The organism is Polaromonas sp. P4_F4 (genome assembly GCF_056401355.1).
Genome location: NZ_JBFUJO010000021.1, coordinates 83,107 through 94,247, shown reverse-complemented (window position 1 = coordinate 94,247; position 11,141 = coordinate 83,107). Strand labels below are relative to the sequence as shown.

Below are 11,141 nucleotides of genomic sequence, written 5' to 3'. Positions count from 1 at the left end.
ATGCGTTGCGAGTCAAAAAGGCCATGAGCAAGGCGCAAAACGCAGGCGGGGTAGACCCCGCCAAGGCTTTGCAACGCCGCGCAGGGCCTTTTTGATCGCAACCCGAAGGGAATGGGGTGAAAACAGCGCCACTCTGCGTTGCGCTCCTAGCCCAGACGCCCGGTCTGGGCGTCGTCGCGCGCCTTGATTGGCGCTGTTTTCACCCCATTCGCATTTGCATAAATAGCGTTCACAGGCCCTAGTTCCAGCCGATCACGTCAAAGCCCTTTTCGCTCAGGCAGCGCTGCACGAAGCTGCGGTAGGTGGTGTTGGGCCGGTCGCTATGGAACGCACCCGAGACCGCACCGGCCGAGCCGCCCACCGCGGCCCCTGCAGCGCCAGCCCGCAACACGCCCTCGGTGCCGCGACCCGTGATCAGCGCCCCGACCGCGGAGGCGACACCCACTGTGGCCGCGCCCTCGCCGGCCCGGCGGCCCACTTCATTGCTCCGTTGCTCGGGCGTCAGGCCGGCCGACACGGCGCGCGACATGCAGGCGTCGGCCTCGGCCCGGCCTTGCACCTCGCCGACGCGGTTGAGCGTGGCATTGGGATAGAGCACGGGCCTGGCCGACGGGCTACCGGGCCCACTGGTCGCGCAGGCAGACAGCAGGGCCACGGCGGCCGACACGGTGCACACTGCAAAAATTCTGGCCGATGTGTTCATGCGTTCCTTCAACTGCTTCCTTCAACTGATTTGGCAGCCTGAAGATTACCGCAGGCAGGTAATTGCCGCTGCCCGGGCCATAAAGGTAAAATCCCAAAAGTTATCAAGACTTTCCAGGAACCACCATGTCCAGCTCAGCCAATCACACCACCAATGCAGCGCACAGCAGCCCCACCCCTGCCGAAGACCAGGATGTAGTGGATGCGATCGCGCCGCTGATGCCCCTGGTGCTGCCTGTCGTCGGTGGCGTGCTGATGTTCCTGCTGGCTTTCATTGCCGTATTCCTGGCCTGATACGCCCTCTCCCGGGAATATCAAAGTCCGCCGCAGGCGGACTTTTTCGTTAGGCAAGCCAGCAACCCCTTCAGCGCTTCAGCCCTGCCGCACCGGCATGATGTGAACGGCTTGCGGCGGAATGTGCAGGTGCAGCACGCTTCCGGGCTCGGCGCCGAGCTGCCGCAGGGCAGCCGTCGACAGGTTCAGCGTCAGGCATTGCGACGGCAGCTGCGATGGCACCAGGGTGCACAGGCTGATCTCGCCCAGCGGCAAGACTTCCTGCAGGGTGCAGGAAAAGGTGTTAACCGCCTGCGCCGGGGGCGTGACCGACAGGTCCAGCAACTCACCGGCAACCACCCAGGACACTTCGGCGCCATCATCCAGCCGCCCCTTGTCAATCACCGCCAGGCTGACGTCCACGGTACCCGGCAGGCCCTCCGGACTATCGCTGGCCGACGCCTCGCCATGCCAGACCAGGCGGCCAAAACCGGGCGTATCGGCCGGCCTGTTGGAAAAAAACCGTCCCTGGAAATGATTCTGGATACCCACCAGCTCGGCAACCCGGGCGTTGCGGGGGCTGGCAAAGACCCGGGCGGGCGGGCCCACCTGCAGCGACTCGCCGGCATCCAGGATCACCACCCGGTCGGCCAGCCGGCGCGCTTCGCTCAGGTCATGCGTCACCAGGACCATGGGAATCGCCACGCTCTGGCGCAGGGCCGCCAGCTCCCGGTACAGCGTCTGGCGTGTCGGCGCATCCACCGCCGAAAAAGGCTCGTCGAGCAGCAGCACCTGGGGCTCGCGCGCCAGCGCCCGCGCCAGTGCCACGCGCTGCTGTTGGCCGCCGGAAAGCTGGTGGGGCCGCCGGGCCTGCAGGCCGGCCAGCCCCATGCGCTCAAACAGGGCATCAAAATAGGTTTTGGCTCTCGCAGGGTGGGCGGCGAGCGCTACATTTTCAATGGCCGTCAGGTGCGGAAACAAGGCATAGTGCTGAAACACCAGGCCGACGCGGCGCTGCTGCGGCGCCCGGCGTATGCCGCCTGCGCTGTCAAACCAGACGTCCTCAACGCCCGTGCCGACACTGACGCGGCCCTGCAGGCCCGGGCTTCGCAGCAGACCCGCCACCGCGCGCAGCACGCTGGTCTTGCCGCTGCCCGAAGGACCGAGCAGCGCCAGCAACTCGCCAGGGGCGCAGTCAAAGCCGGCATTGAGCCGGATCGGACCGTGGTTTTGAAGTGATACCTGCAGCATGGGGTGTCGGGTGGGAGCGGGCAAGATGACAGCGCCAGGCGCTATCTGTCCTGCAGCGGGTGCGCCTTGCCGGCCGCAAAAACAAGCGCCAGCGCGCCCAGCGAAGCCAGCACCAGGGCCAGCGCCATCACGTGGGCGGCGGGCATGTCAAAGGCCTGCACCCGGTCGTAAATCGCAATCGACAGGGTTTTGGTCTCACCGGCAATGCTGCCGCCGACCATGAGCACCACGCCAAACTCGCCCAGCGTGTGCGCCATGGTCAGGGCCACGCCTGCCAGCAGGCCGGGCCAGGCCAGCGGCAGCTCGATTTTCCAGAAGGCGCGCCAAGGACTCAGGCCGCAAACCCAGGCCGCTTCGCGCAAGCTGCCGGGAATGGCGGCAAAAGCGCGCTGCAGCGGCTGCACCATGAAGGGCAGGTTGACCAGCACGCTGGCCAGCAGCAGGCCCTCGAAACTGAAGACCAGTCGCAGGCCGAGTGCGCGCGCCAGCCAGCCACCCACCGCCGAGCCCTGGCCCAGCGTGATCAGCAGGTAAAAGCCGATGACGGTGGGCGGCAGCAGCAAAGGCAGCATCAGCAGGGCCTCCACCACGGGCCGGCCGCGCCAGGGCGTGATGGCGAGCCAGCGCGCCAGCCACACGCCCAGCGGCAACAGCAGCACCGCCGAACAGACGGCCAAGGTCAGGGATACGCGAGCGGCTTGCCAGTCCATAGCGGCCTATTGTCGCAAACGGTTGCACACGGCAGGAAATGCCGTCAAAGAACACCAGGCAGGACACCGGGCGCGGCAAGACGGCAAAAGGCCTGAAAAGACCTGGTCAGGGCGAGCACCGGCCTCAAACGTAGCCGTAGCGCGAGAGCACGGCCTTCGCGCGCGCTGACTGCAGAAACTCGTAAAACGCGCGGGCGGCGGGCCCGGCATTTTTGAGCAGCACCATGCGCTGGCGCACCGGCGCGTGCAGGTCATCGGGCAGCAGCACATAACGCACGCGTGTCGCCAGCTCGGGCGCCAGCGCCAATGACAAAGCCGTGATGCCGGCCTGCGCGGCGCCTGTGCTGACGTACTGCGTGGTCTGGGCGATGTTTTCCCCGAGCACGATTTTTCCCTGCACGGCGGGCCAGAGGTCCAGCTTTTGCAGCACCTGCACCGCCGCCTTGCCATAGGGCGCCAGCTCGGGGTTGGCAATGGCAAATTTCTGGACCTGGCTCAAGCCGGCTTTGAGTCCGCGCAACTGCGGGTCCAGCGCCAGTGGAGAGTCGGCCGGCACCAGCAGCACCAGGCGCCCGGTGGCATACACCAGCCCGCGGTCCAGCGTCAGCCCGGCATCGGCCAGGCGCAGCGCGAAGTCTTCGTCGGCCGACAGGAAGAGTTCGGCCGGCAAACCCTGCTGGATCTGCCGCACCAGGTTGGCGGACGAGCCGATGTTGATCCTGACGCGGCTTTTCTGTTCACGCTCAAACAGCGGCACCAGTTCCGCCAGCACCGGCTGCAGGTTGGCCGCCGCCGCGACCAAGGCAGGCCTGGAGCCGTCCATGTCCTGCGTATTCTGCGTGTTCTGCGCCGACGCCGGACTCGCCAGTCCAAGCCCCAGCTGAAGCGCCAACGCCAGTTGCAGCAGCCCGGCCGCAGCATGCCGCGCCCGCACCTGAAGAAGCCCGAACCGGGCCCGGAACAAAGCCAGGCGTGCGCGGCCTGGCAGCGCGATCACCGCGTCGGGAAACGGGGGTTTCATGAAACGAATTCTCCTTTTTTTGAAGCATTCACCCGGCCAGGTCACGGCCGCCATGACCCCGGATATTTCACGCATAACCTCATGCAAGTTTTGCATATCTTTTGACCGTAACTTCTAGGTAACCCATCGCGATCTTCTTAAAATGAATTTTTGGTCGGCCCGTGCACCCCCCAAAAGCAGCCCACCAGCCGCTTTTTTGCCGCAGCGCCACCGCAGCTTCGGCTTGCGGTTCCGCTCGCCGACCGAGAGTGTCCGATGGTAGTCGCCGATTGTTTCGGGCCGGAGCCGGTCTCGCCTGAATCTGCAGCCAGCGCCATTTCGACAGACGCCCCGTGTCACAGCAACTGCTGCATTGCGACATCCACCGGCGTTTATCGAAATAGCGCTTTTTAACTTTGGAGTTTTTTCGATGAATCACCCCGTCATGCAAGGACTGGATCTGGGCACGCCCAGCTATGTCAAGAACGCAAAACTGATTGCCTGGGTCGCCGACATGGTAGTCCTGTGCAAGCCTGACCGCGTGTACTGGTGCGACGGCAGTGACGCCGAATACCAGCGCCTGTGCCAGCAACTGGTCGATGCCGGCACCTTTAAAAGGCTCAACGAAGCCAAGCGCCCCAACAGCTTCCTGGCGCAGAGCGACCCTTCCGACGTGGCACGCGTGGAAGACCGCACCTATATCTGCTCGGCCCGCAAGGAAGATGCCGGCCCGACCAACAACTGGATGGCCCCGGCCGAGATGCGCGCCACGCTGCAGCCGCTGTTTGACGGCTGCATGACGGGCCGCACCATGTATGTGGTGCCGTTCAGCATGGGCCCCCTGGGTTCGCCGATTGCGCACATCGGCGTCGAGCTGTCGGACAGCCCCTATGTGGCGGTCAACATGAAAGTCATGACTCGCATGGGCAAGGCGGTGTTCGACGTGCTGGGCGTCAATGGCGAGTTTGTGCCCTGCGTGCACACGGTGGGCGCGCCGCTGGCCGCTGGCCAGAAAGACGTGACATGGCCGTGCAACAAGACCAAGTACATCGTGCATTACCCCGAGACCCGCGAGATCTGGTCCTACGGTTCGGGCTACGGCGGCAATGCGCTGCTCGGCAAGAAGTGCTTTGCGCTGCGCATCGCGTCCAACATGGGCCGCGACGAGGGCTGGCTGGCCGAGCACATGCTGATCCTGGGCGTGACCAACCCCGAGGGCAAGAAATACCATGTCGCGGCGGCCTTCCCGTCGGCCTGCGGCAAGACCAATTTCTCCATGCTGGTGCCGCCCGCCGGCTTTGACGGCTGGAAGGTCACCACCATTGGCGACGACATCGCCTGGATCAAGCCTGCCGCCGATGGCAAGCTGTATGCCATCAACCCGGAAGCCGGCTATTTCGGCGTGGCGCCCGGTACCAACATGCTGACCAACCCGAACTGCATGCGCAGCCTGAACCGCGACACGATCTTCACCAACGTCGCGTTGACCGACGACGGTGACGTCTGGTGGGAAGGCATGGAGCAGGATGCACCCGGCAAGGCGCTGCCGGCCCACCTGATCGACTGGCAGGGCAACGACTGGACGCCGCAAATCGCGAAAGAAACCGGCGCCAAGGCCGCCCACCCCAACTCACGCTTTACCGTGGCCGCGACCAACAACCCGGCGCTCGACAGCGCCTGGGATGACCCGAAAGGCGTGGCCATCGATGCCTTCATCTTCGGCGGCCGCCGCTCGACCACCGTGCCGCTGGTGACCGAAGCGCGCAACTGGGTGGAGGGCGTCTACATGGCGGCCACCATGGGCTCCGAGACGACAGCAGCCGCAACCGGCCAGGCCGGCGTGGTGCGCCGCGACCCGTTCGCGATGCTGCCGTTTACCGGCTACAACATGAGCGACTACTTCCAGCACTGGCTGAACGTGGGCAACAAGCTCGCCAGTTCCGGCGCCAAGCTGCCGAAAATCTACACCACCAACTGGTTCCGCAAGGGCGCGGATGGCAAATTCGTCTGGCCCGGTTACGGCGAGAACATGCGCGTGCTGAAGTGGATGATTGACCGTATTGAAGGCAGCGGCAAAGGCAATGAACACATCACCGGCATCAGCCCCAGCTACGAAGACCTGAACTGGACCGGCCTCAACTTCAGCGCCGAGCAGTTCAGCAGCGTGATCAGCATGGACAAGGCGGCCTGGCTCAAGGAGCTGGAGCTGCACGCCGAGTTGTTCAAGCAGCTTGAGCATCATCTGCCGAAAGAGCTGGGCGAGACCAAGGCGGCGATTGAGAAACGCCTGGCCGCCTGACAGGAACGCCGGATACAAAAAAGCCACCTCGCGAGGTGGCTTTTTTTTTGGGGGCTTACCGCAACAGCGGCCTGACCCGGGGCTCAGAAGTTCAGATGTAGTTGCGCTGGTAAGCGCGCATCACCGAACTGCCCAGTTTCACCGTACGCTCTGCTGCCGTGACCGGTGTCGAAGCGGCGGCCGGTGCAGCTTGCGCGATCTCGGCGTTGGCTTCTTCACGCAGGATTGCGGCCTGCAGGTCGGCCATCACGCGTGGGTCATTCCTGGCCGCAGCCCACATGCGCTGGTCGGCGCGGGCCTGTGCCAGGCTCTGTGACCAGTCAGCCAGACCGGTTCTCAGCTGGGCTGCCAGGCTGCGCGCGGTGCTCGCAAACAGTGCCAGTGCAGCGAAGGCCGCGGCCCAGAGCGCGATCCACATGACCAGCAAATGGCCTTCCGTGACGCTGTCCATCACCTGGTAGGCCACCACCATCACTGCGGCGGCGATGGCGGAGAGCAGCAGCGTGGCGAGGCCGCGCGTGCCGGAGAAACTCTGACGCAGGTGCTTGGCGGCATCAATGGCCGACTCAACACGGGCGACGCCGGGGTGCTGGTTGGAATACTTGATATTGACAAAGCTGGTCATGGTGAACTCCTCCGTTGGTTAACTGCCCCGACTGGCAAGATTGGCAGCGGGTAAGAGGATATTAGGGTAATTACTGATGTTGTTCAACTTTATCTTTATGATAAACATCATTCACAATGGTGATAACCAGGCCCGGCCAAACCAAGCCACACCACCTCGCCCGGCCCGTTAATGAAGGAGCGCCCCTTGAGCCCAACCAACTTCCGTACCCTCGATCTGAACCTCCTGCGCGTGTTTGATGAGGTCATGGCCGAACGCAGCCTGACGCGGGCGGCGCGCAACCTGTCGCTGACCCAGCCGGCCGTGAGCAATGCCTTGCGCCGCTTGCGCGAAACACTGGGCGACGAACTGGTGCAGCGCAGCGGCCAGGGCATGGCCCCCACCCCGCGCGCGCGCGCCATCTGGCCGGCGGTGCGCGAGGCCTTGCAGCAGCTGCAGGAGTCGCTGCTCCCCAGCGAGTTTGTGCCGGGCAATGCCAGCACCACCTTTGTGCTGGCCATGGCCGACGCCACGGCGGCGGAACTGATACCGGGGCTGACCGAGACGCTGGAGCAGGAGGCGCCGGGGGTGTCCATGCGGGTGATACCGCTGACCACGCGCGACCCGCGGCGCCTGCTGGACGAGGAAGCCTGCGACCTGGCGGTCGGTTATTTCCCCTCGGTGCTGGCCGACCTGACGGCCCATGCCCAAAGCGGCGAGCCCATGCCCTTCCAGCACCGGCGACTGTATGACGGCGAGTATGTCTGCGTGATGCGCAAAGGGCATCCGCTGGCCAGCGGCCCCCTGACGCTCAACCGCTTCTGCGCCGCGCGGCACATGCTGGTGAGCTTTTCAGGCCGGCCGTATGGCTTTATTGACGAGTCGCTGGCCTCGCTGGGGCGCGAGCGCCAGGTGGTGCTGACGGTGAACCAGTTCTTTACGGCAGGGCGGGTGGTGGCCAATTCCAACCTCCTGACGGTGTTGCCACGCCATTTTGTCAGCGTCACCGGCATCGCCGAGCAGCTGGTGCTGCGCCCCCTGCCCTTTGACGTGTCGCCGGTGCATGTGGACGCGGTGTGGCATCGCCGCTCGCAGCAGCGCGCCGCCCACGTGTGGCTGCGCGAGGCCGTCTTGCGGGCGGCCGACAAGGCCTTTTCGAGCTGACCGAACTGACCATCGGCCGGCGGCGACCAGACAACTCTTTGGGACAAATCGGCGGAATAGCCCAATAATGTCCGGGAGTTCAGCTACTTTATTGATAGCGACTTGAACCTGACCGGGATGCCCCTTGCTCTGGGGCATGCTTTTTGCACCGCTTGTTGCACACAGTTTTTTCTGCTGTTTTCAGGAGCCTGCCATGCCTCATCCCGTCCTGCCTACCGGCCTCACCTCATCCCACCAGCGCCTGCCGCGCCGCACCGCACTGAAGGTGCTGGCTGCCGGCGCTGCCAGCGTGGCACTGCCGGCACTCGCCGCCTGGCCCGAGAAGCCGATCAAGATCGTGGTCACCTTCCCTGCCGGGGGCGCCAGCGACATCGTGGCCCGGGTCATGGCCGAACAGCTGGGTCGAAAGCTGGGCCAGGCTGTGGTGGTGGACAACCGGCCCGGTGCCGGCGGCAGCGTGGGCGGGCTGGTGGTGACCCAGGCGCCCGCCGACGGCTACACCCTGATGCTGAGCAATTCCACGCCGATTTCCATCGGCCCCTTTGCGCTGGAAAAGCAGCCCTACGACCCGGTGGCGGGCTTTACCCATATTGCGCTGATCGGCAACGCGCCCTGCGTGGTGATGGCCAACCCGGCCGCGCCGATCAAGACCATCACCGACGTGGAAGCACAGGCCCGCAAGGCCGGCCGGCTCGACTTTGGCTCGGGCGGCCCCGCTTCCATCGGCCATATCTATGGCGAGCTGATGAAAAAAGCCATGGGCGTGAACCTGGTGCACATTCCCTACCGCGGGGGTGCGCCCATGACGACCGACCTGATTGCCGGCGTGATCCCCATCGGCATTGATGTGCTGACAGCCTTTGTGCCCTACTTCAAGAGCGGCCAGCTGGTGCCCCTGGCCGTGACGTCGGCGAATCGCTCGCCCCTGGTGCCCGATGTGCCCAGCGTCGTGGAGTTTGGTTACCGCAAGCTGGTGCTGGACAACTTTTTCGGCCTCAGCGGGCCGGCCAACCTGCCCGCCGACATGGTGACGCGGCTCAATACCGCGTGCAACGAGATCCTGGCCAGCAGCGAAGTCAAAAAGAAAATGCTGGACCTGGGCATCACCACCAGCCCGGTCAGCAGCGCGGCCTTCACCGGCTTTGTCCGCGAGCAGGTGTCCGTGCTGGCGCCAGCCGTGAAAGGCGCAGGCGTCAAGCTTTAACGGGCGGTTCGACGCCGCGCGCGGCCCCCGGCGAGATTTACGGACGGCTTCAGCGAATCACGCTGAGGTAGGCACGGGCGGCGTCGCGCAGCTCCTGGGCCTGGCGCGGATGGCGGCCGGCACGGGATTCGGCACGCTCCATCAGGTTGTGCGCCACACCGTTGACCGGGGCAACACCCTGCGCTGAGGGCAAAAAACGGACTATCAGGGAAATCAGGCTGTACATGTCGACACCGCCCAAGGGGGCGAAAAGTTGCAATGAACCTAGATTAAGGGTTTTCCCTAGGTTTACAAGCCTAGACAGGCACGAAAACCATGCAAAACCCGCATAGTTAGGCCGGCAGCCGGACATGACCCCGGCGACGGGGCCCAGTGCCCGTTGACTTGCAGGCGCGGCGGAGGACGGATGTGCGGCCCGGCCAAGGCCTCATGGCCCTTCCCCTATTCCGTGATGCCGAATTGGGGATTCCAGGCGATCTCCCACAGGTGACCGTCCGGGTCCTGGAAATAGCCGGCGTAGCCGCCCCAGAAGGCGGGCTGGGCAGGCTTGACGATCTTCGCGCCCGCCCGATGCGCCTGCTCCATGACAGCATCCACCTCTTCCCGCGTTGCCACGTTATGCCCTATTGAAAACTCGGTGGCGCTGCGCGCCGACTTGGCCACGCCTGTGTCATGCGCCAGGGAATCGCGCAGCCAGATCGCCAACTTGAGGCCGGACTGCAGGTCAAAGAAGGCGACAGCACCGTGTTCGAATTGCTCGCCCACAATGCCTTGCGTGGCCAACCCGAGCCCGTCGCGGTAAAACGCCAGGGACGCCTGGAGGTTGTCGACAGCCAGGGTAATCAGGGTGATGCGCGGTTTCATGGCAGCTTCTCCGGTGATGGTCTGACGCATTCAGGAATGCATCAATGCAAGAGTGCAAGAGCGCATGAACCAGCCTATCACCCGGACAACTTTTTTCAAGCCCCGGTGCGTGGTCGGGGCGCAGGCGGCACGGGGAATGGCGAGGGATAGCGCTCTTCCCGCACAATCACCCTGTGAACATCCAGCTCCTGTCCGACCTGCACCTCGAATCCGATCCACATTTCAGGGCGCGGCCCCTGCCCGGCGCCGACCTGCTGGTGCTCGCCGGTGACATCGGCTCCTACCAGAATGGCTCCCAGCTGGGCAGCCTGAATATCAGCGACTTCGGCCTGGCGCGGTTTTCGCCGCTGCCGGTCAGCGAGGGGGGCGCGGGCTGGCCGACGCCGGTGTTTTTCCTGCCTGGCAATCACGAGTACGACGGGCTGGATTTTGACGAGACAAAGGCGCGGCTGCGCGCAACCTGCGAGCGGCTGGGCCTGATCTGGCTGGAGCGTGAAACCGTGGTGCTGCAGGGTGTGCGCTTTATCGGCTGCACGCTGTGGACCGATTTTGATGCGCTCGCCATCGCTGCGGCGCGGACGGGGACCGTCACCGATGAAGCGCAGCGCAAGGCCCGCGAAAAAGCCTTTCGCGCCGCCAATTTCTACCTGAACAGGCACCATGCGTTTCGCGGCGGCCAGCCCATGCTGGCCGAGGCCGTGCGGGAAGAAGGCCTGAAAAGCCAGGCCTGGTTGCGGCAGGCGCTGGCGGCGCCCTTTGACGGACCCACCGTAGTAATCACCCACTTCGCGCCCAGCCTGCTCAGTGCCGACCCACGCTACGGACTGGTACCGGGCACGGCAGGATTTTGCAATTCGCTGGACGAGCTGTTCGCCGGCGCGGATCTGTGGCTGCATGGCCACCTGCATTGCCCGGTTGATTACGTGAAGGATGGCTGCCGCGTGGTGGCCAACCCGCTAGGCTATGCGCGCAAAGGCGAGCAGCTGGCGTTCAAGCCCGATTTGCTGATCGAAATTGGCGACCAACCCTCCACTTACGGGGACAAGCCGCGACACCACTGACAGCAATCC

General features: G+C 64.7%; 12 protein-coding genes. 5 read left to right on the top strand and 7 right to left on the bottom strand.

The genetic code is table 11. The annotated features are described in order from the left end of the window. Positions 1–238: 238 nt before the first annotated feature. Positions 239–703 carry a glycine zipper family protein gene (locus tag AC1DUR_RS19780; protein WP_477719407.1) on the bottom strand — a complete coding sequence of 155 codons (465 nt, stop codon included), beginning with the start codon at positions 701–703 and terminating at the stop codon, positions 239–241. A 125-nt stretch (positions 704–828) separates the two neighbouring features. Here AC1DUR_RS19780 and AC1DUR_RS19775 point away from each other — a divergent pair, with 125 nt between their 5' ends. Continuing rightward, a complete protein-coding gene (locus tag AC1DUR_RS19775; RefSeq protein ID WP_477719406.1) occupies positions 829–996 on the top strand; it encodes a hypothetical protein in 168 nt (55 codons plus the stop codon). A gap of 78 nt (positions 997–1,074) precedes the next feature. On the opposite strand, the gene AC1DUR_RS19770 is transcribed toward AC1DUR_RS19775, so the two are convergent. From AC1DUR_RS19770 to modA, 3 genes are all read right to left on the bottom strand, one after another. Continuing rightward, complete coding sequence (locus tag AC1DUR_RS19770; protein WP_477719405.1) at positions 1,075–2,250, bottom strand: ABC transporter ATP-binding protein; 1,176 nt, start codon at positions 2,248–2,250, stop codon at positions 1,075–1,077. 17 nt (positions 2,251–2,267) lie between these two features. Then, positions 2,268–2,936, bottom strand: coding sequence for a molybdate ABC transporter permease subunit (modB, locus tag AC1DUR_RS19765; protein ID WP_477719404.1), 669 nt, complete (start codon positions 2,934–2,936; stop codon positions 2,268–2,270). Between the two features lie 124 nt (positions 2,937–3,060). Beyond that, a complete protein-coding gene (modA, locus tag AC1DUR_RS19760; protein ID WP_477722008.1) occupies positions 3,061–3,957 on the bottom strand; it encodes a molybdate ABC transporter substrate-binding protein in 897 nt (298 codons plus the stop codon). 409 nt (positions 3,958–4,366) lie between these two features. Here modA and AC1DUR_RS19755 point away from each other — a divergent pair, with 409 nt between their 5' ends. After that, a complete protein-coding gene (locus AC1DUR_RS19755) occupies positions 4,367–6,235 on the top strand; it encodes a phosphoenolpyruvate carboxykinase (GTP) (protein WP_477722007.1) in 1,869 nt (622 codons plus the stop codon). 91 nt (positions 6,236–6,326) lie between these two features. Here AC1DUR_RS19755 and AC1DUR_RS19750 read toward each other — a convergent pair whose 3' ends face one another. Beyond that, positions 6,327–6,860: a hypothetical protein gene (locus tag AC1DUR_RS19750; protein WP_477719401.1), complete on the bottom strand. Its 534-nt coding sequence runs from the start codon at positions 6,858–6,860 to the stop codon at positions 6,327–6,329. A gap of 171 nt (positions 6,861–7,031) precedes the next feature. Between AC1DUR_RS19750 and AC1DUR_RS19745 the strand changes: the two genes are divergently transcribed. Together AC1DUR_RS19745 and AC1DUR_RS19740 are read left to right on the top strand one after the other, a co-directional pair. Then, a complete protein-coding gene (locus AC1DUR_RS19745) occupies positions 7,032–8,003 on the top strand; it encodes a LysR family transcriptional regulator (protein ID WP_477722006.1) in 972 nt (323 codons plus the stop codon). A 193-nt stretch (positions 8,004–8,196) separates the two neighbouring features. Next, positions 8,197–9,207: a Bug family tripartite tricarboxylate transporter substrate binding protein gene (locus AC1DUR_RS19740; RefSeq protein WP_477722005.1), complete on the top strand. Its 1,011-nt coding sequence runs from the start codon at positions 8,197–8,199 to the stop codon at positions 9,205–9,207. Between the two features lie 49 nt (positions 9,208–9,256). On the opposite strand, the gene AC1DUR_RS19735 is transcribed toward AC1DUR_RS19740, so the two are convergent. Together AC1DUR_RS19735 and AC1DUR_RS19730 are read right to left on the bottom strand one after the other, a co-directional pair. Continuing rightward, positions 9,257–9,433, bottom strand: coding sequence for a hypothetical protein (locus tag AC1DUR_RS19735; protein ID WP_477722004.1), 177 nt, complete (start codon positions 9,431–9,433; stop codon positions 9,257–9,259). A 215-nt stretch (positions 9,434–9,648) separates the two neighbouring features. After that, positions 9,649–10,071: a VOC family protein gene (locus tag AC1DUR_RS19730; protein ID WP_477719397.1), complete on the bottom strand. Its 423-nt coding sequence runs from the start codon at positions 10,069–10,071 to the stop codon at positions 9,649–9,651. 173 nt (positions 10,072–10,244) lie between these two features. Here AC1DUR_RS19730 and AC1DUR_RS19725 point away from each other — a divergent pair, with 173 nt between their 5' ends. Next, positions 10,245–11,132, top strand: coding sequence for a metallophosphoesterase (locus AC1DUR_RS19725; protein WP_477722003.1), 888 nt, complete (start codon positions 10,245–10,247; stop codon positions 11,130–11,132). Positions 11,133–11,141: the final 9 nt, after the last annotated feature.

Excerpts from the sequence above, each read along its gene's own strand:
- AC1DUR_RS19755 (WP_477722007.1), top strand. The coding sequence starts at position 4,367 with ATGAATCACCCCGTCATGCAAGGACTGGATCTGGGCACGCCCAGCTAT.
- modB (WP_477719404.1), bottom strand. The coding sequence starts at position 2,936 with ATGGACTGGCAAGCCGCTCGCGTATCCCTGACCTTGGCCGTCTGTTCG.
- AC1DUR_RS19730 (WP_477719397.1), bottom strand. The coding sequence starts at position 10,071 with ATGAAACCGCGCATCACCCTGATTACCCTGGCTGTCGACAACCTCCAG.
- AC1DUR_RS19745 (WP_477722006.1), top strand. The coding sequence starts at position 7,032 with ATGAAGGAGCGCCCCTTGAGCCCAACCAACTTCCGTACCCTCGATCTG.
- modA (WP_477722008.1), bottom strand. The coding sequence starts at position 3,957 with ATGAAACCCCCGTTTCCCGACGCGGTGATCGCGCTGCCAGGCCGCGCA.
- AC1DUR_RS19740 (WP_477722005.1), top strand. The coding sequence starts at position 8,197 with ATGCCTCATCCCGTCCTGCCTACCGGCCTCACCTCATCCCACCAGCGC.
- AC1DUR_RS19750 (WP_477719401.1), bottom strand. The coding sequence starts at position 6,860 with ATGACCAGCTTTGTCAATATCAAGTATTCCAACCAGCACCCCGGCGTC.
- AC1DUR_RS19735 (WP_477722004.1), bottom strand. The coding sequence starts at position 9,433 with ATGTACAGCCTGATTTCCCTGATAGTCCGTTTTTTGCCCTCAGCGCAG.
- AC1DUR_RS19780 (WP_477719407.1), bottom strand. The coding sequence starts at position 703 with ATGAACACATCGGCCAGAATTTTTGCAGTGTGCACCGTGTCGGCCGCC.
- AC1DUR_RS19775 (WP_477719406.1), top strand. The coding sequence starts at position 829 with ATGTCCAGCTCAGCCAATCACACCACCAATGCAGCGCACAGCAGCCCC.